At 70.8% G+C, this 21,845-nt stretch carries 20 protein-coding genes and 1 riboswitch; of the genes, 13 read left to right on the top strand and 7 right to left on the bottom strand.

Going from position 1 to position 21,845, the window contains the following annotated elements; translation table 11 throughout:
* Nucleotides 1-53: 53 nt before the first annotated feature.
* The 9 genes from hpnE (at nt 54) to OG912_RS00740 (ending at nt 10,786) form a co-directional block, all read left to right on the top strand.
* On the top strand, nt 54-1,442 hold the full coding sequence (gene hpnE, locus OG912_RS00780) for a hydroxysqualene dehydroxylase HpnE (RefSeq protein WP_327707671.1): 1,389 nt from the start codon (nt 54-56) through the stop codon (nt 1,440-1,442).
* Nucleotides 1,439-2,542 carry a polyprenyl synthetase family protein gene (locus OG912_RS00775; RefSeq protein WP_326740255.1) on the top strand — a complete coding sequence of 368 codons (1,104 nt, stop codon included), beginning with the start codon at nt 1,439-1,441 and terminating at the stop codon, nt 2,540-2,542. Before hpnE ends, OG912_RS00775 begins: the two co-directional genes overlap by 4 nt.
* Before the next feature lie 107 nt (nt 2,543-2,649).
* Nucleotides 2,650-4,653 carry a squalene--hopene cyclase gene (shc, locus tag OG912_RS00770; RefSeq protein ID WP_327707670.1) on the top strand — a complete coding sequence of 668 codons (2,004 nt, stop codon included), beginning with the start codon at nt 2,650-2,652 and terminating at the stop codon, nt 4,651-4,653.
* Complete coding sequence (locus OG912_RS00765; RefSeq protein ID WP_327707669.1) at nt 4,653-5,312, top strand: phosphorylase family protein; 660 nt, start codon at nt 4,653-4,655, stop codon at nt 5,310-5,312. The genes shc and OG912_RS00765 overlap by 1 nt, the downstream gene beginning before the upstream one ends.
* Before the next feature lie 5 nt (nt 5,313-5,317).
* The gene (gene hpnH / locus OG912_RS00760; protein WP_327707668.1) at nt 5,318-6,337 is read left to right on the top strand and encodes an adenosyl-hopene transferase HpnH; all 1,020 of its coding nucleotides are present in this window, start codon (nt 5,318-5,320) and stop codon (nt 6,335-6,337) included.
* A gap of 210 nt (nt 6,338-6,547) precedes the next feature.
* Nucleotides 6,548-8,470 (top strand): 1-deoxy-D-xylulose-5-phosphate synthase, encoded by a 1,923-nt coding sequence (dxs, locus tag OG912_RS00755; RefSeq protein WP_327707667.1) that lies wholly within the window; start codon nt 6,548-6,550, stop codon nt 8,468-8,470.
* On the top strand, nt 8,467-9,864 hold the full coding sequence (locus tag OG912_RS00750; RefSeq protein WP_326740260.1) for an aspartate aminotransferase family protein: 1,398 nt from the start codon (nt 8,467-8,469) through the stop codon (nt 9,862-9,864). The genes dxs and OG912_RS00750 overlap by 4 nt, the downstream gene beginning before the upstream one ends.
* 89 nt (nt 9,865-9,953) lie before the next feature.
* Entirely contained in the window at nt 9,954-10,562 is a 609-nt protein-coding gene (locus OG912_RS00745; RefSeq protein WP_327707666.1) for a helix-turn-helix domain-containing protein, read from the top strand.
* A 47-nt stretch (nt 10,563-10,609) separates the two neighbouring features.
* Nucleotides 10,610-10,786, top strand: a complete 177-nt coding sequence (locus OG912_RS00740) for a DUF6126 family protein (protein ID WP_326740262.1) — start codon at nt 10,610-10,612, stop codon at nt 10,784-10,786.
* Nucleotides 10,787-10,876: 90 nt separating this feature from the next.
* Here the strand turns inward: OG912_RS00740 and OG912_RS00735 are convergent, their stop codons facing one another.
* Nucleotides 10,877-11,689, bottom strand: a complete 813-nt coding sequence (locus tag OG912_RS00735; RefSeq protein WP_327707665.1) for a tyrosine-protein phosphatase — start codon at nt 11,687-11,689, stop codon at nt 10,877-10,879.
* Nucleotides 11,690-12,163: 474 nt separating this feature from the next.
* Nucleotides 12,164-12,322: riboswitch (cyclic di-AMP (ydaO/yuaA leader) on the top strand.
* 3 nt (nt 12,323-12,325) lie between these two features.
* Between OG912_RS00735 and OG912_RS00730 the strand changes: the two genes are divergently transcribed.
* Both OG912_RS00730 and OG912_RS00725 read left to right on the top strand, forming a co-directional pair.
* Complete coding sequence (locus OG912_RS00730; RefSeq protein WP_327707664.1) at nt 12,326-13,267, top strand: M23 family metallopeptidase; 942 nt, start codon at nt 12,326-12,328, stop codon at nt 13,265-13,267.
* A 211-nt stretch (nt 13,268-13,478) separates the two neighbouring features.
* Nucleotides 13,479-14,321, top strand: coding sequence for an SGNH/GDSL hydrolase family protein (locus OG912_RS00725; protein ID WP_326740265.1), 843 nt, complete (start codon nt 13,479-13,481; stop codon nt 14,319-14,321).
* 14 nt (nt 14,322-14,335) lie between these two features.
* Here the strand turns inward: OG912_RS00725 and OG912_RS00720 are convergent, their stop codons facing one another.
* The 5 genes from OG912_RS00720 to OG912_RS00700 are packed head-to-tail and all read right to left on the bottom strand — an operon-like array spanning nt 14,336 to nt 19,571.
* Nucleotides 14,336-15,226 (bottom strand): STM4011 family radical SAM protein, encoded by an 891-nt coding sequence (locus OG912_RS00720; protein WP_327707663.1) that lies wholly within the window; start codon nt 15,224-15,226, stop codon nt 14,336-14,338.
* A gap of 7 nt (nt 15,227-15,233) precedes the next feature.
* Nucleotides 15,234-16,598, bottom strand: a complete 1,365-nt coding sequence (locus OG912_RS00715) for an STM4012 family radical SAM protein (protein ID WP_327707662.1) — start codon at nt 16,596-16,598, stop codon at nt 15,234-15,236.
* A complete protein-coding gene (locus OG912_RS00710; RefSeq protein WP_327713309.1) occupies nt 16,595-17,410 on the bottom strand; it encodes an STM4013/SEN3800 family hydrolase in 816 nt (271 codons plus the stop codon). The genes OG912_RS00715 and OG912_RS00710 overlap by 4 nt, the downstream gene beginning before the upstream one ends.
* Before the next feature lie 37 nt (nt 17,411-17,447).
* Nucleotides 17,448-18,590 (bottom strand): STM4014 family protein, encoded by a 1,143-nt coding sequence (locus OG912_RS00705; RefSeq protein ID WP_327707661.1) that lies wholly within the window; start codon nt 18,588-18,590, stop codon nt 17,448-17,450.
* A gap of 27 nt (nt 18,591-18,617) precedes the next feature.
* On the bottom strand, nt 18,618-19,571 hold the full coding sequence (locus OG912_RS00700) for an STM4015 family protein (protein ID WP_327707660.1): 954 nt from the start codon (nt 19,569-19,571) through the stop codon (nt 18,618-18,620).
* 175 nt (nt 19,572-19,746) lie between these two features.
* Here OG912_RS00700 and OG912_RS00695 point away from each other — a divergent pair, with 175 nt between their 5' ends.
* Nucleotides 19,747-20,073 (top strand): hypothetical protein, encoded by a 327-nt coding sequence (locus OG912_RS00695; protein ID WP_136330525.1) that lies wholly within the window; start codon nt 19,747-19,749, stop codon nt 20,071-20,073.
* A 64-nt stretch (nt 20,074-20,137) separates the two neighbouring features.
* Nucleotides 20,138-21,139, top strand: coding sequence for a DUF6745 domain-containing protein (locus tag OG912_RS00690; protein ID WP_327707659.1), 1,002 nt, complete (start codon nt 20,138-20,140; stop codon nt 21,137-21,139).
* Nucleotides 21,140-21,221: 82 nt separating this feature from the next.
* Here OG912_RS00690 and OG912_RS00685 read toward each other — a convergent pair whose 3' ends face one another.
* Nucleotides 21,222-21,812 (bottom strand): TetR/AcrR family transcriptional regulator, encoded by a 591-nt coding sequence (locus OG912_RS00685; protein WP_327713308.1) that lies wholly within the window; start codon nt 21,810-21,812, stop codon nt 21,222-21,224.
* Nucleotides 21,813-21,845 lie beyond the last annotated feature (33 nt).

The raw sequence follows: 21,845 nt of genomic DNA, 5'->3' as shown, positions 1-21,845 counted from the left end.
CCCTGCCACCCGGATGCGTCCCTGACGGAGAAGACCTGGCGAGAGGGGGACGTATGACGGACGGCGCGCTGCGTTCCTCCCGCGCGGTCGTGGTCGGCGGCGGACTCGCCGGCATCACCGCGGCCCTGCGCATGGCCGACGCCGGGCTTGACGTGACCCTGCTGGAAGGGCGGCCCCGGCTCGGCGGCCTCGCCTTCTCCTTCCGGCGCGGCGAGCTGACGGTTGACAACGGCCAGCACGTCTATCTGCGCTGCTGCACCGCCTACCGCGGGTTCCTCGACCGGATCGACGGCGCACGCCTGGCCCCGTTGCAAAACCGTTTGGACGTGCCGGTTCTCGACGTGGGGCGGCCATCCGGGCCCCGGCTCGGACGGCTGCGCCGCAACGGCCTCCCGGTCCCGTTCCACCTCGCCGCCGGACTCGCCGCGTACCCGCACCTCTCGCTCGTCGAGCGCGCGAGCGTCGGGCGGGCCGCGCTGGCGCTCGGCCGGCTGGACCCGGACGACCCCGCGCTCGACGACATCGACTTCGGCAGCTGGCTCGCCCGGCACGGCCAGTCGCCCCGCACCATCGAGGCCCTCTGGGACCTGGTCGGCGTGGCCACACTCAACGCCACCGCACCGAACTCCTCGCTCGCCCTCGCCGCGAAGGTCTTCAAGACCGGACTCCTCTCCGAGCCCGGCGCAGCCGACATCGGCTGGGCCTCCGTACCGCTCGGGGACGTACACGACACGCTCGGCCGCAAAGCCCTGGACTCCGCCGGCGTCCGCACCGAACTGCGGACGAAGGCCGGATCGCTCGCCCGTACCGACGACGGACGGTGGGTGGTCGACACCGGCGCCGAACGGATCGAGGCGGACACCGTCGTGCTGGCCGTACCGCAGCGCGAGACCCATGAGCTGCTGCCCGAGGGTGCGCTCGACGAACCGGACCGGCTGCTGGAGATCGGCACCTCCCCGATCCTCAACGTGCACGTGGTCTACGACCGCAAGGTGCTCAGGCAGCCGTTCTTCACGGCTCTCGGCTCACCGGTCCAGTGGGTCTTCGACCGGACCGAGGCCTCCGGCCTCACCGGCCCCGGCCAGTACCTCGCAGTCTCCCAGTCCGCCGCCGACGAGGAGATCGACCTGCCCGTCGCCGCGCTCCGCGCGCGCTACCTGCCCGAGCTGGAGCGGCTCCTGCCCGCCGCCCGCGGGGCCGGCATCAGAGACTTCTTCGTCACCCGGGAGCGTACGGCGACCTTCGCGCCCGCTCCCGGCGTCGGCCGGCTGCGACCGGGGACGCGCACCCGTGCCCCCGGCCTCTTCCTGGCCGGCGCATGGACGGCCACCGGCTGGCCCGCCACGATGGAGGGCGCCGTCCGTAGCGGTGCCGGCGCCGCGGACGCCGCACTCCTGGCGCTCGGCCGCCCCCAAGAACATCCGCTGCAGGAGGCGGCATGAGCAGTACCACCGGAACAAGAGGAGAGTCAGTGACCCCGGCGAATCCGGCTTCCGACACCGTGGCGCACACCACGGACGTCACCGCGCTTCTGGAGCGCGGACGGGCCCTTTCCACGCCGGTGCTCCGGGCCGCCGTTGACCGGCTCGCACCGCCCATGGACACCGTGGCCGCCTACCACTTCGGCTGGATCGATGCCCAGGGCAGGCCTTCCGACGGTGACGGCGGCAAGGCCGTCCGCCCGGCGCTGGCCCTGCTGTCGGCCGAGGCGGCCGGCGCCGCCGCCGAGGCCGGCATCCCCGGCGCCGTGGCCGTCGAACTCGTGCACAACTTCTCGCTGCTGCACGACGACCTGATGGACGGCGACGAGCAGCGGCGCCACCGCGACACGGTGTGGAAGGTGCACGGCCCCGCCCAGGCGATCCTGGTCGGCGACGCGCTGTTCGCCCTGGCCAACGAGATCCTGCTGGAGCTCGGCACCGTCGAGGCGGGCCGCGCGGCCCGAAGGCTGACCTCGGCCACCCGCAAGCTCATCGACGGGCAGGCCCAGGACATCTCCTACGAGCACCGCGAGCGGGTCACCGTCGAGGAGTGCCTGGAGATGGAGGGCAACAAGACGGGCGCCCTGCTCGCCTGCGCCTGCTCCATCGGCGCGGTGCTCGGCGGCGCCGACGACCGGACCGCCGACGTCCTGGAGGCGTACGGCTACCACCTCGGTCTCGCCTTCCAGGCGGTCGACGACCTGCTCGGGATCTGGGGCGACCCGGAGTCCACCGGCAAGCAGACCTGGAGCGATCTGCGCCAGCGCAAGAAGTCCCTGCCGGTCGTCGCCGCGCTCGCCGCGGGCGGCCCGGCCTCGGACCGTCTGGGCGAGCTGCTCGCCGCCGACGCGAAGAGCAGCGACTTCGACAGCTTCTCCGAAGAGGAGTTCGCCGCCCGTGCGGCACTCATCGAGGAGGCGGGCGGCCGTGAGTGGACCGCCCAGGAGGCCCGTCGTCAGCATGCGGTCGCCATCGAGGCGCTGCATGGTGTGGACATGCCCGAAACCGTGCGGGCGCAGCTCACGGCGCTCGCGGACTTCGTCGTCGTACGAAAGAGATGATGACCATCCCCTCAATATGACTCGCAGTCGCCGGCCGGTGCCCGTAACAGGCACCGGCCGACGGAGACCCCAGCACAGCAGAGGACCAACTGCACGAAGGGGAAGCCATGACAGCGACGACCGACGGAAGCACCGGGGCTGTGGACCCCAGCGCAGCCTCGGCCAGTATTCCGACAACCGAATCAACCATCGCCGCGGACGACGTACTCGCCGCCGCGCGGCGGGCCGCGGAACGCTCGGTGGAGCACCTCCTCGGCAGGCAGGACGAGCAGGGCTGGTGGAAGGGCGACCTCGCCACCAACGTCACCATGGACGCCGAGGACCTCCTGCTCCGGCAGTTCCTCGGGATCCAGGATCCCGCCACGGTCCGGGCGGCCGGCCTCTTCATCCGGGGCGAACAGCTCGGCGACGGCACCTGGGCCACCTTCCACGGCGGTCCCGGGGACCTTTCCGCCACCATCGAGGCGTACGTGGCACTGCGGCTGGCCGGGGACCGGCCGGACGAACCGCACATGGCCCGCGCCGCCGGGTGGGTCAGGGAACAGGGCGGGATCGCGGCGAGCCGCGTGTTCACCCGGATCTGGCTGGCCCTCTTCGGCTGGTGGAAATGGGACGACCTGCCGGAACTCCCGCCCGAGCTGATGTTCTTCCCCAAGTGGGCCCCGCTCAACATCTATGATTTCGGCTGCTGGGCCCGCCAGACCATCGTGCCCCTCACCGTCGTCTCCGCGAAGCGGCCGGTACGGCCCGCGCCCTTCGCCCTGGACGAGCTGCACACCGATCCCGGCGAGCCGAACCCGCCCCGCCGCCGCGCCCCGGCCGCCAGCTGGGACGGCGTCTTCCAGCGCCTCGACAAGGCACTGCACCTCTACCACCGGTTCGCCCCGCGCAGACTGCGCAAGGTCGCCATGAACGCGGCGGCCCGCTGGATCATCGAACGCCAGGAGAACGACGGCTGCTGGGGCGGCATCCAGCCACCCGCCGTGTACTCCGTCATCGCCCTGCATCTGCTCGGCTACGACCTCGACCACCCGGTGATGCGGGCCGGACTCGCCTCGCTCGACCGGTTCGCGGTCTGGCGCGAGGACGGCGCCCGCATGATCGAGGCCTGTCAGTCCCCGGTCTGGGACACCTGCCTCGCCACCATCGCGCTCGCCGATGCCGGGGTCGGCGCCGACCACCCGGCGCTGGTGAAGGCGGCGGACTGGATGCTCGGCGAGGAGATCGCGCGCCCCGGTGACTGGTCCGTGCGCAGGCCTCAACTGGCCCCGGGGGGATGGGCGTTCGAGTTCCACAACGACAACTACCCCGATATCGACGACACCGCGGAGGTGGTCCTCGCGCTGCGCCGGGTCCGCCACCCGGACCAGGCGCGGATCGAGGCCGCCATCGAGCGAGGGGTGCGCTGGAACGTCGGCATGCAGTCCCGCAACGGCGCTTGGGGAGCCTTCGACGCCGACAACACCAGCGCGTTCCCCAACCGGCTGCCGTTCTGCGACTTCGGTGAGGTCATCGACCCGCCGTCCGCAGACGTCACCGGCCATGTGGTGGAGATGCTCGCCATCGAGGGGCAGTCCCAGCACCCCGCCACCCGGCGGGGAATCGAGTGGCTGCTCGCCGAACAGGACGCAGCCGGCGGCTGGTTCGGCCGCTGGGGCGTCAACTACGTCTACGGCACGGGGTCGGTGGTGCCCGCACTGGTCGCCGCCGGAATCGCCCCCGCACACCCCTCGATCCGCCGCGCGGTCGGCTGGCTGGAATCCGTCCAGAACGACGACGGCGGATGGGGCGAGGACCTGCGCTCCTACAACGAGGAGAAGTGGATCGGCCACGGTGCCTCGACCGCGTCCCAGACCGCCTGGGCGCTGCTCGCACTGCTTGCCGCAGGGCGCCGGGACACCGCTGCCGTCTCGCGCGGCATCGCCTGGCTGGCCCAGACCCAGCAGGAGGACGGTTCCTGGGACGAGCCGTACTTCACCGGGACCGGCTTCCCTTGGGACTTCTCCATCAACTATCACCTCTACCGGCAGGTCTTCCCGCTGACCGCACTCGGACGGTACGTGCACGGCGACCCGTTCGCGGGCCGCACGGCGGTCCGCGAGGGGGCCTGATGGGCGATGTCCCGGGGCCGGCCGGCCCCGCCGCCCCGCTGCTCATCGCCTGCGCCCTGGGCATCGAGCACCTGGCCCTGCGCACCGGCAGGGCCAGGGCGGGCACCGCCCCGGGCCCGGTGACCGTACTCCGTACGGGCATGGGGCCGAAGGCGGCCGAAACGGCCGTGGCCAAGGCGCTCGGCGAGAGCCGGGCGCTCGGTGCCGCGGTCATCGCCTCGGGGTTCTGTGCTGGACTCGCACCCGGCATGCACCCCGGTGACCTGGTGGTGGCCGACGAGACCCGGACAGCCGGGCAGTCGGACACCTGCACCGGCACGGAACTGCTCGCCGACGCACTCGCCAGGGCCGTACCCGGACGCACCGTCCACACCGGTCCGCTGACCGGCTCCGATCATGTCGTCCGAGGACATGAGCGGGCCGCGCTGCGGGCCACCGGAGCGATCGCAGTGGACATGGAGTCCGCCGCGACGCTGCGCATCGCTCTGCGGTCCGGGCCACGCCCGGTTGCGGCCGTACGGGTGGTCGTGGACGCTCCGGAGCATGAGCTCGTCCGCATCGGCACGGTCCGCGGTGGAATATCGGCTTTCCGCGTTCTCCGTGCCGTCCTGCCGGCTTTCTATGAATGGCACCGATCTTTGCTGCTCCCCAGGAGGTGAGCTAGATGGCCATGCCGCTCCGTCAGTCCATCAAGGTTGCGACGTACCTCATTGAACAGAAGCTCCGAAAGCGGGAAAAGTTCCCGCTGATTGTCGAGCTGGAGCCGTTGTTCGCCTGCAACCTCGCCTGCGAGGGCTGCGGGAAGATCCAGCACCCGGCCGGAGTCCTCAAGCAGCGCATGCCGGTGGCCCAGGCCGTCGGCGCCGTGCTCGAATCGGGCGCCCCGATGGTTTCCATCGCGGGCGGCGAGCCGCTGATGCATCCGCAGATCGACGAAATCGTCCGGCAGCTGGTGGCGAAGAAGAAGTACGTCTTCCTCTGCACCAACGCGATGCTGATGCGCAAGAAGCTCGAGAAGTTCACCCCCTCGCCCTACTTCGCTTTCGCCGTCCACATCGACGGTCTGCGCGAGCGTCACGACGAGTCGGTCGCCAAGGAAGGGGTGTTCGACGAGGCGGTCGCGGCGATGAAGGAGGCCAAGGCGCGCGGCTTCCGGGTCACGACCAACTCCACGTTCTTCAACACCGACACACCTCAGACCATCATCGAGGTCCTCAACTTCCTCAATGACGACCTGAAGGTCGACGAGATGATGATCTCGCCCGCCTACGCCTACGAGAAGGCACCCGACCAGGAGCACTTCCTGGGCGTCGAGCAGACCCGTGAGCTGTTCAAGAAGTCCTTCGCGGGCGGCAACCGGGCCCGGTGGCGCCTCAACCACTCGCCGCTCTTCCTCGACTTCCTGGAGGGCAAGGCGGACTTCGCGTGCACGGCATGGGCCATCCCCAACTACTCCCTGTTCGGCTGGCAGCGGCCCTGCTACCTCATGAGCGACGGGTACGTGCCTACGTACCGGGAGCTCATCGAGGAGACCGACTGGGAGAAGTACGGCCGCGGCAAGGACCCGCGCTGCGCCAACTGCATGGCGCACTGCGGCTACGAGCCCACCGCCGTACTCGCCACCATGGGGTCGCTCAAGGAATCCCTGCGTGCCGCACGGGAGACCATCGGCGGCAACCGGTGACGTGACGAGTGCCGGAGAGCCGGTCGTACCGGGTCTCCCCGTGCTGTCGGCCCGGCCGCCCGCGATGCGCCGCCCCTCGTGGTGCGTCCAGGCCGGGCCGGCAGCGGTCGGCGGGCGGAAGTCCGCCGAGGGCATGGACGACGGGGGGACCCCACCGGGGTCCCCGCCGTCACCGTGAGCCGATCACAGGACCAGAGAGGGGGCCCGGGCATGACGCTGCTGCAGTCCATCCGGGGGCCGCGCGATCTCAAGGCACTGAACGAACCGCAGCTCGGCGAACTCGCCGAGGACATCAGGAAGTTCCTCGTCCAGGCGGTGGCCAGGACCGGTGGCCATCTGGGCCCCAACCTCGGGGTGGTGGAGCTCTCCATCGCCCTGCACCGGGTCTTCGACTCACCCGTGGACCGGATCCTGTGGGACACCGGCCATCAGAGCTACGTACACAAGCTCCTCACCGGCCGGCAGGACTTCTCCAAGCTGCGCGGCAAGGGCGGCCTCTCCGGCTACCCCTCGCGTGCCGAGTCCGAACACGACGTCATCGAGAACTCGCACGCCTCCACCGTGCTCGGCTGGGCCGACGGCCTCGCCAAGGCCAACGAGGTCATCGGCCGCACCGGTCATGTCGTCGCGGTCACCGGTGACGGAGCCCTCACCGGCGGCATGGCCTGGGAGGCGCTCAACAACATCGCCGCCGCCAGGGACCGCCCCCTGATCATCGTCGTCAACGACAACGAGCGCTCCTACGCGCCGACCATCGGCGGCCTCGCCAACCACCTCGCGACCCTGCGCACCACCGACGGCTACGAACGCTTCCTCACCTGGGGCAAGGGCGTTCTCCAGCAGACCCCCGTCATCGGGCAGCCGCTGTACGAGTCGCTGCACGGGGCCAAGAAGGGGTTCAAGGACACCTTCGCCCCGCAGGGCATGTTCGAGGACCTCGGGATGAAGTACATCGGTCCGATCGACGGACACGACACCGCCGCCGTCGAGTCCGCGCTCCACCGCGCGAAACGCTTCCACGGCCCCGTGCTCGTGCACTGCCTCACCGAGAAGGGCCGCGGCTACCTTCCCGCGCTCCAGGACGAGGCCGACCGCTTCCACACCGTCGGCGCGATGGACCCGCTGACCTGCGCCCCGCTCGCTCCCGCGGCCGGACCGTCCTGGACCTCCGTGTTCGGGGACGAGATCGCCGAGATCGGCGCGGAGCGGCCGGACGTCGTCGCGATCACGGCGGCGATGCTGCACCCCGTCGGGCTGACCAGGTTCGCCGAGGCGTTCCCCGGCCGGGTCTGGGACGTCGGGATCGCCGAGCAGCACGCCACGGTCTCCGCGGCCGGACTGGCGACCGGCGGACTGCATCCGGTCGTCGCCGTGTACGCCACCTTCCTCAACCGGGCCTTCGACCAGCTGCTGATGGACGTCGCCCTGCACAGGTGCGGGGTCACGTTCGTCCTCGACCGGGCCGGGGTGACCGGACCCGACGGGGCCTCCCACAACGGCATGTGGGACCTGTCCGTCCTCCAGGTCGTGCCGGGTCTGCGGATCGCGGCACCGCGCGACGCCGAACGGCTGCGGGCCGAACTGCGCGAGGCCCTCGACGTGGACGACGCACCGACCCTGATCCGGTTCCCGAAGGCATCGGTGGGGGAACCGGTCCCAGCGATCGGCAGGATCGGCGGCATGGACGTCCTGCACCGCGCGGAGGACGCCGATGTGCTCCTGGTCGCGGTCGGCGTGATGGCCCCTGTCTGCCTGCAGGCCGCCGATCTGCTGACGGGTGGCCGGATCCGCTGCACCGTGGTCGACCCCCGCTGGGTCAAGCCGGTCGACGAGCAGCTGGCGCCGCTCGCCGCGAAGCACCGGCTCGTCGCCGTCGTCGAGGACAACAGCCGGGCCGGGGGCGTCGGTTCGGCGGTCGGGCAGGCCCTGCGGGACGCCGGAGTCGACGTTCCGCTGCGGACGTTCGGTATTCCCGACCAGTTCCTCGCCCACGGGAAACGGGCCGAGGTGCTGGCCGACATCGGGCTCACACCGGTCGAGATCGCCGGCCGGATCAGCGCCACGCTGGCCGTCCGGGACGCGGACGCGGGGCCGGGCGCCCCGGGCAACGGGGACAAGGAGGGCGGGGCATGAAGGACGACGGACCCAAGGGCTTCGATCTGGCGCAGCTCCTCGCGGAGCGCGGCGCCGAACGCTACGAGCTGCACACGAAGTACCTCAACCACCAGCTGCCGCGCATGCTGCACACCATCGGCTTCGACAAGGTCTACGAACGGGCCGAGGGCGCGCACTTCTGGGATGCGGAGGGCAACGACTACCTGGACATGCTCGCCGGCTTCGGGGTGATGGGGCTCGGCCGCCACCACCCCGTCGTACGCAAGGCGCTGCATGACGTCCTGGACGCCTCGCTGGCTGATCTGACCCGGTTCGACTGCCAGCCGCTGCCGGGCCTGCTGGCCGAGAAGCTGCTCACCCACAGCCCGCACCTGGACCGCGTCTTCTTCGGCAACAGCGGTACGGAAGCGGTCGAGACGGCCCTCAAGTTCGCCCGGTACGCCACCGGGAAGCCGAGGATCCTGTACTGCACGCACGCCTTCCACGGGCTCACCACCGGCTCCCTCTCGGTCAACGGCGAGGCGGGCTTCCGGGACGGCTTCGCCCCGTTGCTGCCCGACACCGCCATCGAGCTCGGCGACCTCGACGCCCTGCGCCGTGAGCTCAAGCGCGGCGATGTGGCCGGACTCGTCGTCGAACCGATCCAGGGCAAGGGCGTGCACGCCTCGCCGCCCGGATTCCTGCGGGAGGCGCAGGAGCTGCTGCACAAGCACAAGGCGCTGCTCATCGCGGACGAGGTGCAGACAGGCCTGGGCCGGACCGGGGACTTCTACGCGTACCAGCACGAGGAAGGGGTGGAACCCGATCTGGTCTGTGTCGCCAAGGCACTCTCCGGCGGCTATGTGCCCGTCGGAGCCACCCTCGGCAAGGACTGGATCTTCAAACGCGTCTACTCCTCGATGGACCGGGTCCTGGTTCATTCCGCGAGCTTCGGCTCCAACGCCCAGGCGATGGCGGCCGGACTCGCGGTCCTCGCGGTGATGGAGAACGAGGAGACGGTGGCGAACGCGCGCCGCACCGGTGATCTGCTGCGCGAACGGCTGGCCGCGCTGGTCGGCCGGTACGAGCTGCTGCACGAGGTGCGCGGGCGTGGGCTGATGATCGGCATCGAATTCGGCCGGCCGTCCTCGCTGAAGCTGCGCAGCCGCTGGACCATGCTGCAGGCGGCCCGCAAGGGGCTCTTCGCTCAGATGGTGGTTGTGCCGCTGCTCCAGAAGCACCGGATCCTGACCCAGGTCTCCGGCGACCACCTGGAAGTGATCAAGCTGATTCCGCCCCTGGTGATCGACGAAGCGGACGTGGACCGCTTTGTGAGCGCGTTCACGGCCGTGATGGACGACGCGCACAGTGGCGGCGGGCTGATGTGGGACTTCGGGCGGACCCTGGTGAAGCAGGCCGTCGCCAACCGCTGATCGCGGCGTATCCGGCGCCTGGCCGGGGCGACTTTTGCCTCGGAGGCAAGAAATTTGCCTCCGAGGAAAGGTCCTGGCCCAATGGACATATGAATCCTCCAGAAGGAGGGGTGGCAGACGAGCTGCCCGGGGTCGCGCCACGCCTGCGCGAACTGCGCCGCAGCCGTGGTCTCACCCTGGAGACCGCCGCCCAGCGGGCCGGGCTCTCGCCCGCCCACCTGTCCCGGCTCGAAACGGGCCGACGCCAGCCCTCGCTGCCCATGCTGCTCGGACTTGCCAGGATCTACGGTACGACGGTCTCCGAGCTGCTCGGCGAGATCCCCCCGGAACGTGACGCGATCGTCCGTGGCCGCAGGTTCGAGGGCGCCGAGGCCGACGGCTGGATGTACCAGCAGGCCGGTGGCCCCGGCCGGGCGATGCAGGCGCTGCGCGTCCTGGTCCCGCACGGCGCCCAGGGCGACCTGGTGCGCGTCCATCCCGGCGAGGAGTGGCTGTACGTCCTGGCCGGGCATCTCAGGGTGACCCTCGGGGAGACCGTCCACGACCTCGCCCCCGGTGACAGCGCGCACTTCGACTCGCTCACCCCGCACCGGATCGCGGCCCTGGACCGCGACGGTGCCGAGCTGCTCTTCGTCCACACCCTGCTGCAGAGCCCCGCTGCCGAGCTGTGTCTCGGCAGCGGGATCCACCGTCGCTGAGAGCCCGTCCCCGCCACCGGCCCGCCGGTCGCCAGAGAGGACCTGTCATGTCCGATTCCGAGAACTACGACCCGCTCGGCCCGGGCCGGCCCAAGAACTACGACCCGCAGGAGAAGAAGATGCCCCGCGGGCTCGTCATCAGGCTTTTCGCCTACCTGGTGGCCGGGCACATCATCGCGGGCTTCCTCTATCTGCTGTTCGCCGTGGGGATGCACAACCAGTAGCCGTGGGAATGCACAACCAGTAGCCGTGAGGGTGCACCACGGGCCGGTGCGGCGGTGCACCATCGGTAGTGGCGGGCGCCGCCCGTACGGTCAGGCCTCGTCGAGCAGGCGCTCGCGCAGCCGCTCCCGGATCTCCGGGGTGATCTTGAGACCGTCGGCGAGGTAGCGGTCGGTGCTGCCCCAGGTCTCGTCGATGGTGGCGAAGGCCGCGGCGAGGTAGTCGGAGTGGGCGCCGAAGAGCGGATTGAGCAGCTCCATCACCTCGGGCGTCATTCCGGCGGGGGAGGTGTCACTGCGGCTGACCTTGTAGCGGCGGTGCGCGTCGTTGGACTTGAGGTAGTCGGCCTCGATGGCCTCGCGTTCGACGCCGACGGCGAGCAGGGACACCGCGATCGAGAGGCCCGCCCGGTCCTTGCCGGCGGCGCAGTGCATCAGGGCGGGCACGCTGTCCTCGGCCAGGGCGTGCAGTACCCGGCTGTGCTCGGTTGTGCGCTCCAGGATGATCTGCCGGTAGGAATTGATCATGCGCTGGGACCCCTTGCCGTCGGCCAGGATCGACCGCAGCTCGTCCATGTTGCCGTCGCGCACCATCCGCCAGAACTCCGTGCCGTCCGCCGGGTCGGTGAGCGGGATGCACACGTTGCGCACGCCGGGCAGCTCCACGTCCAGGCCGTCCAGCTTCTGGTCGGCCGCGTTGCGGAAGTCGAAGACGGTGTGCAGGCCGAGACCGGCGAGGAACGCGGCGTCCTCGGCCGTGGCGTGTGCCAGGTGACCACTGCGGTAGAGCCGTCCGTACCGCACCCGGCGGCCGTCCGAGGTGGGCAGCCCGCCCACATCACGGAAATTGCGGACACCCGCCAGCTCGGGCTCCGTCGACGGGGTCTGCGGCAGCTGCTGCGTCACGGTCACTCCTGGAGGCTCTGTCGCCGGCGCGTGTCGCCGGCGTGTCCACTCTCGTGACGATACGACATTGATTCCTCGGACAATCATCTTGGGCGGGCCCGCACTTCGGGCCGACGTCACGGGTCTGTGGCCCCGGGCCGCGAAGGTGTCGATCCCCGCCGAGGTTCCGGCGCGGTGGGGCAACGAGCGCGACATGTCCGTATTGGGGCTTTTAGTCGAACATGCCCCGCTTACGCGGGAGATGGCCGACCTCTCGTGAGCGGGATCATATCCGTGACGGTGTGTGGCGGTGAGGCGTTGGGGTATTCCGGACGCCGCGCGGAAAGCCAAGATCCATAATCCACGGAGTGTGACCGGAATTCTTCGCCGGTTTTCCGTAGACGAATCAACCATGGAACCCGTGGCTTGTTTCCGCCGTCCCGGCTCGTTTACGTTCGCTGTCAATCCGGACGGACCGCCTAATCCTGCCGCCGCCCGGAATTCGCACCCACTCACCGCGTGGCAGGAGCGGGGGAACCAGGTAAGCCGCCGACCGGGAATCCGGCCGGCTCGGGGTGAAGTCGCGCCAGTCGCGACCGGACATCTCCAGTCCGAACCCGACAGCTCACCTCGCAGGCGCCGGAGAGGAAAACCTTCATGCCCATATCGGGTAAGCACCGCCGTCCCAAGTCCAGCACCATCGCCCGTGGCGTCGTCGTCGCGAGTGCCGGCGGAGCCGTCATCGCGCTTCCGCTGCTCGGCGCCACCGGTGCCAACGCCGCGGAGCAGACCGCTCCCGCCGCCTCGCAGTCGGCCGCCGCGCACGCCACCCCGGCCAAGCCGGTCGCGAAGCAGCAGGCCGGCACCACGTCCTACTCCGTGGTCTCCGGCGACTATCTGTCGAAGATCGCTGCCGAGCACAAGCTCAAGGGCGGCTGGGAGAAGCTGTACCAGGACAACCGCAAGGTCGTCGGCGACGACCCGAGCCTGATCTTCCCGGGCATGAAGCTGACCCTCGGCGGCAAGGCCTGGGGCCACGCCTCGACCACCTCCACGGGCTCCACCACCCCGTCGAAGGCCGCGCCCAAGGTTCCGGCCAAGACCGAGACGAAGGCCTCCACGGCCTCCGACTCGTCCTCCTCCGACGACTCGTCGTCCAAGGAGACCTCGGCCCCGGCCGCCCAGAGCAACGACTCCGGTTACGTCCACCCGGTCCCGGGCAACCACACCACCGCCTACCGCGCCTCCGGCGCCAGCTGGTCCAGTGGCAGCCACACCGGCATCGACTTCCCCGTCTCCACCGGCACGAGCGTGAAGGCGATCACCTCCGGCACCGTCGTCACCGCCGGCTGGGGCGGCGCGTACGGCAACGAGGTCGTCATCAAGCACGCCGACGGCCACTACTCGCAGTACGGCCACATGTCCTCGCTCTCCGTCTCGGCGGGCCAGACCGTGACCGCGGGTCAGCAGGTCGGTCTGTCCGGCTCCACCGGCAACGCCACCGGCCCGCACCTCCACTTCGAGGTCCGCACCGGTCCGGCGTACGGCTCGGACATCGACCCGATCGCCTACCTGGCGTCGCACGGGATCAACGTCTGATCCGGGCCACACCGGTCCGGTGACCCGGACCTGGGCAAAGCAGAAGGACGGTGCGCGGCGGCGCACCGTCCTTCTGCTTTGCGGAAGGCAGCACTTGGGGGGTGTACTTATTCCCCCTTTACCAAAAACTGACCGGGTGGTCTATCTCACCACCCGTCAACCCCATATTACGGTCGCGTAGGTCACATTCGACGGTGCAGGATATGCCCTTGTGGCAGACGATTCGAACAACATCCAGCAGGGCGTCATCAACCGACAGGGCGCCATCGGGTCGTACGCGGCGATTGGCGACAGCTTCACCGAGGGCGTCGGTGACCCCGGCCCGGACGGAACCTTCGTCGGATGGGCCGACCGGTTCGCGGTACTCCTCGCGGACCAGCTCCCGGACACCGACGTGGCGGACACCGCAGGATCCGCACACGGGAATTTCAGATACGCCAATCTCGCCGTACGAGGACGCCTCCTCGACCAGATCGTCGAGGAGCAGGTGCCGCGCGCCAGGGAACTCGCCCCCGATCTGGTGAGCTTCTGCGCAGGCGGCAACGACATCATCCGGCCGGGCACCGACCCCGACGACGTGGCCGAGCGATTCGAGCGCGCGGTCGCCGACCTGACCAGGTCGGTCGGCACCGTCATGGTCACCACCGGCTTCGACACCCGCAACGTTCCCGTGCTGCGCCATCTGCGCGGCAAGATCGCCACCTACACCGCCCATGTGCGGTCCATCGCCGACCGCTACGACTGCCCGGTGCTCGACCTCTGGTCCCTGCGCTCGGTGCAGGACCGGCGGGCCTGGGACGACGACCGGCTGCATCTGTCGGCAGAGGGCCACACCCGGGTCGCGCTGCGCGCCGCGCAGGTCCTCGGCCTCGACGTGCCCGCCGACCCGGACCAGGCATGGCCGCCGCAGGCACAGCGCGGAACGCTCGAAGTACGGCGCGACGACATCCACTGGGCACGCGAGTACCTGGTCCCGTGGATCGGGCGGCGGCTGCGCGGCGAGTCCTCGGGAGACCACGTCGAGGCCAAGCGCCCCGACCTGCTGCCGCTCTGACGCACTCGCTGTCCTCAGCCGCCCGGGGATCCTGTCGCGGCGGCGGGGGACGGCGGATGCGCCGGTATGCGCTCCAGCACCCCGCCGGCGAAGACGTCATACAGCGGCAGCGTCTCCAGGTGCACATAGCCGATGTGGCAGTCGCAGACGGCGAGCGGGCAGGCCCGAGGCCCCAGCGCCGCGCGATAGCTGCCGTCGTAGAGATTGCCGAGCTCGGCGCGGACGAAGTGACACCGGCGCACCGTGCCGTCCCCGTCCACCGAGATCACCGACTCACCGGTCCGGCAGGGCAGACCTGCCGAACGGTGCGGACGGCGGCTGTACGGGAACAGCGGGTCGATCGCCGTCCACCGGTCCGCCTCCTCGTCCGTGTAGGTGTGCCCCTCTGCGGCGTTGACCCAGAGGTAGACCTCCGCGGGAAGGGCGGCCCGCAGCCGCCGCGCCTCGTCCAGATGGGTGTCGAGCCCGACCACCCCCACACTGTGGCGGATCCCCAGGGACGCCAGCTCCCCGCACCGGCCGAGAAACCGCTCGTACGGTGTCTGGCCCGGGTGGTACGTGCACCAGAGCGCGATCTTCTCGCGGCCCGCGGCGCCCGCAGCGGCCAGCCACTGCGTACGACCGCTGAGGTTCGTCTGGATCGCCACCCTGCGGATGTGCGGCAGCCGGGCCAGCTCGACCAGCGCCCGGCGGTACCAGGAGCGCACCAGACCCTCGCCCCACGGCGTGAACAGCACCGAGATCCGGTCACCCGTCTGCGCCGCCGCCCACGCCGTGAAGCGCTCCAGAGCGGCCCGGTCGGCCCGCAGCTGCTCCCGGCTGTCGCGCCGCTTGGCGAACGGACAGTACGGACAGTCGTAATCGCACGACGCGAGCGGACCGCGGTAGAGAATCGTCAGGTCCATGCGGGGCTCACTTCAGCTCGTACGCGGCCATCGCGGCCCGTACGGCAGGGGAGAAGAGGTCGGGGCCCAGAGCGTCGGAGTGGGCGAGTCCTTCGGGCGTCAGGCGCAGCAGGCCGGTGGCCGACGCGTCCCGGTCGAGCCAGCCCCGGGCGTCGAACCGGGCGAGCTCCCCGGGGAAGTCCTCGTCCGGATCCGTACCGAACCGCTCGCGGTACTCGGACACGCGCAGCCCCTCGGCCTGCAGGACGGACTGCAGGAGATGGCGGCGGCGCGCCTCGTCGGCGTCGGTGAACCGGCCCACCTCGGCACGCGAGAAGTCCTCGGTGGCCGTGTAGCCGTCGATGATCGTTCGGACCTCGCGCATCTCCACCGCGTAGTCGAAGGAGTAGTGCAGCCGCGACGTGTACGAACGGGCTCCGCAGCCCAGGCCGATCATGCCGTCGGTCTGGCAGGCGTAGTCGTCGGGGCCGTCGGTCCGCGGGGCGTCGGCACGGCGGAACATCCGCATGGACACCTGCTCGTAGCCGCGGGCGAGGAGATGGTCGCGGCCGGCCCGGTACAGGCGCAGCCGCTGCTCGTCCCAGGCCGCGTCCGCCGTTGCCGCATCGGCGGCTCCGAGCCTGCCCAGGCCGGTCAGCGGACGGACGTACAGCGGATAGAGGTACAGCTCCTCCGGCCGCCACCGCAGCGCCGCGTCCAGCGAGGTGCGCCAGCTCTCCTCGGTCTGGCCGTCGATGCCGTAGATCAGGTCGATGTTGAGGACCGGTATGCGGCTGTCCCTGATCAGGCCCAGCGCCGCCTCGACATCGGCGCGCCGCTGCGGGCGGACCGCCGCACGGGCCTCGGCCTCGACGAAGCTCTGCACACCGATGCTGATCCTCGTCGTCCCCCGGTCGGCGAGGACGGCCAGCCGGTCGGCCGTCGCGGTCGACGGGGACGTCTCGACGGACAGCGGCACGGACCGCAGGTCGGCGCCCATGCGCTTCTCCGCGATGTCGCACAGGCGCTCCAGCTCGGCGGCGGTCAGGAAGGTGGGCGTTCCGCCGCCGAACGCGGCGGCGGCGAAGCGCACCGGTTCCGCGTCGCCCAGCGCGTCCCGTACGGCGGTCGCCTGCCGGTCCAGCGCGTCGAGGTAGCGGGTGGTGAGCTCGTCGGGCGCGCCGATCCGGGTGAAGAGATTGCAGAAGCCGCAGCGGACCTCGCAGAAGGGTATGTGGAGGTAGAGCGAGAGCGCGTCCTTGCTCTCACCCGCCCACAGATCGCTCAGCGCGGGCCGTCCGCCGGGATGTGCGGAGAGCCTGCCGTACGCCGTCTTGTGCGGATAGGCGTAGACGTAGCTCTGGTACGGGCGAGTGGTGTGCCGACTGGTCATCGTGCGTTGGCTCCCGGTTCCAGGAAGAAGTGCGCGTACGGAACGGTCCAGACGGATTCGTGACCGAGCCGGTGACCGGTGTAGCCGTCGTCGCCGTACGCCGTGCCGTGGTCGGAGCAGACGATCGCGAAGGCGCGGCCGCGGCTGCTCACGGCGGCGAAGAGGCGCCCGATGTGGGCGTCCACGTACTCCAGCGCGGCGGCATGGGTGGCGGGGCTGTCACCCGCGTCGCGGGTCGCCCCGGGCCGGTGGAACCAGTTGGGCTGGTGCAGCGCCGACACGTTGACGAAGAGGAACAGCCTTTGACCGGAAGGGAGTTCACCGACGACCTGCTCGGCGCGGGTCACCTGCTCCTCGAACGAGGTGGACGAGGCCACCCCGAACCCGGGTTCCCAGTGCGCCTCCTGGAACAGCCCGGGCAGCACCGAGCCGAGCGGTGCCTGCCGGTTGAAGAAGCCCACCCCGCCGATGCACACCGTGCGGTACCCGGCCCCGGCGAGTCCGGAGACCAGGTCGGGCGTATCGAAGACGAAGGTGCGCTCCGCCGTGGTCTCACTGCCGGCGAACCGAGCGGCGAACAGCCGGGGATGCGGACCGGGGGACGCCGGTGTGGGCAGGAAGCCGGCGAAGATCGCCTGGTGCGAGGCGTAGGTGAAGCTCCCCGGGGCATGCCGCTTCTCCCAGACCCCGCCCGGAAGATGCCGGGCCAGATTCGGGATGCGGCCGGCGGCGGCGAGCTCCACCGCGACGTCGTACCGCAGGGTGTCCAGGGTGACGAGAAGCAGATCGTGGCTGCCCACGACCGCGCTCATGTCGGGGGCGGCGGCGTCCGTGACGCCGGAGGGGGGTTCAGGCGGTTGCGTCGACACGGTGGTTCCTTGCTCGGTTCAGTACGGCGGCGACCTGCGCCGCATAGGTGTCCAGGCCCTCGGCGCCGCTGCCCGGCAGACCGGTCAGCCGCGGCAGCAGATCACCGAAGGCGTTGACCTCGCCGACGGCGAAGCGCCGCCAGCCGGTGGCGGGCAGCAGATCGACGCCCACGCAGAGCATGTCCGGGAAGGCGGCGGCAGCCCTCTCGCACACGGTCAGCGCCTCGGCCCAGCTGCCGCCCGCCGCCTCGACGGCGGCCCGCACCTCGTCGAGATCGCCGCGCGCACCGCCGAGGTGCAGATTGGTCATGGGGGAGCGGCTGGTGCGGACGACCGCATGGGTGGCGCGGCCGTCGACCACCACGACCCGCAGATCCGACGCCCGGCCCCGCTGCGAGGCCTTTGGCAGCCAGCGTTCGATGTGCAGACCGTCGGGTGCGAGTGCGTCGACGATCGCCGCCACCTCCCGTTCCGTCGTGAGGCGGTGTACCCGGAGCGAGTTGTAGAGGCGACCGGCCGGGTCGCGCTCGACCGAGGTGGTCGCCCTGATCCGTCCGGGGCCGGCCGTCTCCACGGCCATCACCCCGGACGCGGAGGACCCGTGCGCGGGCTTCACGAACACGCGCGGCATACGGTGGTCCGCCATCAACGCACGCACATCGGCCCAGCCCTGGACAGGATGCGCGGCCCGTCCCGATGTCGGCGAAGCGGGTACGGGGACACCCGCGGCGTCCAGGACGCCGTGGCACAGGCGCTTGTCGAACAGCACCGCGATGTCGCCGGGGCCGTCCAGCAGGAGCGCGCCCGCCGTCGTGGCGGCCCGCGCCACGTCCCGTACGGCGGAGGTGAACCGCGCGTACCAGAGGGCCGAGCCCTCCACCCTGGTCGGGTCGTCCACCCCGCGCAGCAGCCGCTCGACCTCGGCGTCCTCACCGGGCGATTCGATGCGCACGGTCTCCCCGGGCAGGAAGTCCGCCTGACCCTTCAGCACATCGAGCCAGGACACCGCGCGGGCCGGTGGCAGCCCGGCGGCGTGCACCGCGTCCTGGAAGAGGCCGACCCGCCGGCTGCCGGGATTGCCGACTACCGCCAGGCGCGGCGCGCCTTTCGCCGACGGCGGCATAACGGGGCTCCGTCCGTCATGGCGCACTCACTCCGACACCGTGACGTACCGGCCCGCGGCTCCGCGGTCGCCCCACGGTTTGCAGCGGTCCGACAGATCCACCCGCACGCCGTGCGGCTCCAGCGCCTCTGCCACCCGGCGCTCCATCGGCTCGGTGAGGAAGTGGTGGTGCAGATCGAGGACGTCCAGATGTGTCAGCGGCTGCCCCTCCAGCAGCGCCGCCGCTCCCTCGTCGCCGAGCGTGCCGCAGGACAGGTCGAGGGTGCGCAGCCGCGCCACGATCGGGGCCGACGCGACGGCGGCCGCGATCTCGTTCTCCACCTCGCTGTTGCGCAGACCGAGATGGTGCAGGGCCGGGAAACGCGTCCCCGACAGCAGCGGGGCCAGATCCGCGACGTCCGTGTCGCCCCCGTAGGCGGAGACACCCAGCCACAGGTCGAGCCGCTCCAGCGCGGGCAGTTCGCTGTCCAGCACCCCGCGCACCACCTGCACCGGCAGACCGCCGGTCTCGATGGTGAGCGAACGCAGCCGCTCGTGTTTCGTGGCAGGGAAGGCGAGCTCGGAACCACCCCGCACCCCGAGTTCCAACAGCGCGGGAAAGGCATCGAGCAGGGCGGTGACATCGCTCTGCTCGATCCAGGAGATCTCCGCCTCCTCCATCGTCAGATCGCCGACGAACACCGCTTCCAGCGAGGTCAGCCGCTCGGCTGCGGCGATCACGAGACCGATCGGGTACGACGACTTCTCCTCGTACGACTCGCCCCACTGCCCGATGATCAGCGCGCGGACACCGGCCGGGTCCACCTCGTCCAGGAAGGCGGCGAACTCCTGTTCCCAGGTACGGTCCTCGTCCTCGTACGGCTCGACGAAGACGCGCCAGGCCGCCGCGCCGGCGGCCGGCCGGGAGCCGTCCTTCGTCCCGGACTGGAAATCGACGGCCGGAAGGCCGAGCAACTCGTGCAGGTGGTCCACATCGGACATGGCCCTGAGCTCCTGATGACAGTGACGGTTTGATGTCCGCAAGGTCTATCAAGTCCCACTGACAACGGGACGACCGGGCTCCGTCGGCAGCTCTCGGCGGCCGATTGTCAGACCCCCGCCGTAGCGTTTTCCACGTGGCCGGCACAGCGGGTGCCGACGCGGAGGGGAGACGTCTGTGTACCGGCAGGGCGACGTACTGATCATGGCGCTGGAGGAGTCCGCGGTGCCCGCGAACCTCCTGGAGGCGCCGGGCGAACTGCGCGACGGGCGTGGCCGGCTGGTCCTCGCGCTCGGTGAGGTCACCGGACATGCGCACGCGGTGCCGGGGCCGGGCCGGCTGATCCGGGAGGGCGGGGTGTTCGGCCCGATGCTGCTCCACCTTCCCGACGGCGGACGCGTGGTGCACGAGGAGCACGCGGTGATCTCGCTGCCGAAGGGCTGGTTCAGGGTGGTGCGCCAGCGTGAGTACGCACCGGGCGCGGTCCGCATCGTCGCGGACTGACAATCCGGCAACACCCAGAAGCTCACGCGTATCAGGAAATCAGGAACAGGGGACGGGGAAGACGATGCAGTACGTGGACTCATGGCGGGCCGTGGCGGCGGCGACCGGTGCGGCGGACCGGGCGGCGGCCGAGGAGGGGGCGCGGCTCGCCTACCGCAGCGCGGGTCTGGCCGAGCCGACGGAGTTCGTCTGGGCGGATTCGCCCAGGGCCGCCGTCGAGGCCGTGGAGAAGCTGACTGACGCGGGGCGCTCGGTCCGTGAGGACGTACGGACCCGGCCCTGGGCGGAGGAACGGCGCCGGATGTACGACGAGCTGGGCCCGGCAGGCTGGTCCGCGCTGTGGTCCGCCACCGGCGCTCAGCTCTGGGAGACCACGTCCGCGCTGGCCGACCGCATACGGGCGGGGGTCGTGGCGGATCTCGCCGTGAAGCCCGAGGACGAGTCGGATGTCCGGCTGGTCCTGCTCGACGCAGTCCTGGGCCAGCACGACGCGGCCTGGCTCGCCGCGTTCGACGGCCGGGGCGAGAGGCTCGACGGACTCGCGGCCGTCGCGAGGAACGCGGGCTGGTGGTGGCCCTACGAGCGCACCGTGGTGATGAGCGAACGCCCCCAGACCCTGCGCCGGGACGAGGCGGGCCGGCTGGACAGCGGTGACGGCCCCGCGCTCGCCTACCGCGACGGCTTCGCCCTGTACGCCTGGCGCGGCATGCCGGTACCCGCCGCGTTCCTCGCGGAGCTGGGCGCCCTGACACCCGAGCGCATCCGTGCCGAGGACAACGCGGAACTGCGCCGCGTGATGCTGGAGTTCTACGGATACGACCGCTATCTCACCGAGTCCGGAGCCGAACCGGTCCACCGGGACGAGACGGGCATTCTCTGGCGGATAGCGCTCGACGGCGACGAGGACGTGGTCATGGTGGAGGTGGTCAACTCCACTCCCGAGCCGGACGGGACGCATCGCACGTACTGGCTCCGGGTGCCGCCGCGCACCAGGACCGCGAAGGAGGGCGTCGCGTGGACCTTCGGACTCCAGGGCGAGTCCTACGCGCCGGTACGCCAGACCTGACAGGCGTCCTGGGGCGGGAATCGGCGGACGGAAGCCGAAGGGGCGGGATCACGAGGACCGGGCGGCCGGCCCCGGCGGGCAGTCAAGCCGTCAGGGTCTCGTGGTCGATGCCCAGTTCACGGGCGAGCGCCTCCTCGGCCCACTCCAGCATCGTCGCCCGGGACAGCGGACCCGCGTACGACGTCATCTGTACCGCCAGACCGTCCAGCAGCGCGGTCAGCCGCCAGGCGACGGACATCGGGTCGTCGCAGAGGAACTCGCCCGCGGCCGCGCCCTCCTCGATGACCTCGGCCAGTTCGGCCTTCCACTGCTGGTCGAGATCGCCCGCGACATTACGCAGCGCCGGGTCGCGGAGGGAGGCCGCCCAGCCCTCGATCCACAGCCGCCAGCCCTTGGCCTGGCCCGTCGGCGCGTACCACCGCACGGCGGCGCGCAGGCGACGGACGGCAGTGGTGCGCCGGCTCAGCAGCTTGCGCAGATGGGCCAGATCGGCTTCGGCGGCGTGCGCGAAGGCGGCGGCCACCAGCTTCTCCTTGGTGGAAAAGTGGTAGAGCACAAGGGCGTTGCTCACGCCGAGCACGGACGCCACATCGGCGATCCGTACCGCCGCGACACCCCGTACCTCGATCTGCTCGACGGCAGCGCGCAGCAGTTCCTCGCGCCGCTCCGCCACACCTAACCGCACTCTTGCCACGGCGTCAGCCTA

It is taken from the genome of Streptomyces sp. NBC_00464 (assembly GCF_036013915.1).
Classification (GTDB): domain Bacteria; phylum Actinomycetota; class Actinomycetes; order Streptomycetales; family Streptomycetaceae; genus Streptomyces.
Note: the sequence above shows the minus strand (reverse complement) of the source record. Positions and strands in the feature narration are given on the sequence as shown.

Bases quoted from the DNA above. Each gene is read 5' to 3' on its own strand.
- OG912_RS00775 (WP_326740255.1), top strand. From the start codon at position 1,439: ATGAGCAGTACCACCGGAACAAGAGGAGAGTCAGTGACCCCGGCGAAT.
- OG912_RS00720 (WP_327707663.1), bottom strand. From the start codon at position 15,226: ATGGACCTGACGATTCTCTACCGCGGTCCGCTCGCGTCGTGCGATTAC.
- OG912_RS00700 (WP_327707660.1), bottom strand. From the start codon at position 19,571: ATGTCCGATGTGGACCACCTGCACGAGTTGCTCGGCCTTCCGGCCGTC.
- OG912_RS00710 (WP_327713309.1), bottom strand. From the start codon at position 17,410: ATGAGCGCGGTCGTGGGCAGCCACGATCTGCTTCTCGTCACCCTGGAC.
- OG912_RS00705 (WP_327707661.1), bottom strand. From the start codon at position 18,590: ATGCCGCCGTCGGCGAAAGGCGCGCCGCGCCTGGCGGTAGTCGGCAAT.
- dxs (WP_327707667.1), top strand. From the start codon at position 6,548: ATGACGCTGCTGCAGTCCATCCGGGGGCCGCGCGATCTCAAGGCACTG.
- OG912_RS00740 (WP_326740262.1), top strand. From the start codon at position 10,610: ATGTCCGATTCCGAGAACTACGACCCGCTCGGCCCGGGCCGGCCCAAG.
- hpnE (WP_327707671.1), top strand. From the start codon at position 54: ATGACGGACGGCGCGCTGCGTTCCTCCCGCGCGGTCGTGGTCGGCGGC.
- hpnH (WP_327707668.1), top strand. From the start codon at position 5,318: ATGGCCATGCCGCTCCGTCAGTCCATCAAGGTTGCGACGTACCTCATT.
- OG912_RS00745 (WP_327707666.1), top strand. From the start codon at position 9,954: ATGAATCCTCCAGAAGGAGGGGTGGCAGACGAGCTGCCCGGGGTCGCG.
- shc (WP_327707670.1), top strand. From the start codon at position 2,650: ATGACAGCGACGACCGACGGAAGCACCGGGGCTGTGGACCCCAGCGCA.
- OG912_RS00750 (WP_326740260.1), top strand. From the start codon at position 8,467: ATGAAGGACGACGGACCCAAGGGCTTCGATCTGGCGCAGCTCCTCGCG.
- OG912_RS00730 (WP_327707664.1), top strand. From the start codon at position 12,326: ATGCCCATATCGGGTAAGCACCGCCGTCCCAAGTCCAGCACCATCGCC.
- OG912_RS00715 (WP_327707662.1), bottom strand. From the start codon at position 16,598: ATGACCAGTCGGCACACCACTCGCCCGTACCAGAGCTACGTCTACGCC.
- OG912_RS00765 (WP_327707669.1), top strand. From the start codon at position 4,653: ATGGGCGATGTCCCGGGGCCGGCCGGCCCCGCCGCCCCGCTGCTCATC.
- OG912_RS00690 (WP_327707659.1), top strand. From the start codon at position 20,138: ATGCAGTACGTGGACTCATGGCGGGCCGTGGCGGCGGCGACCGGTGCG.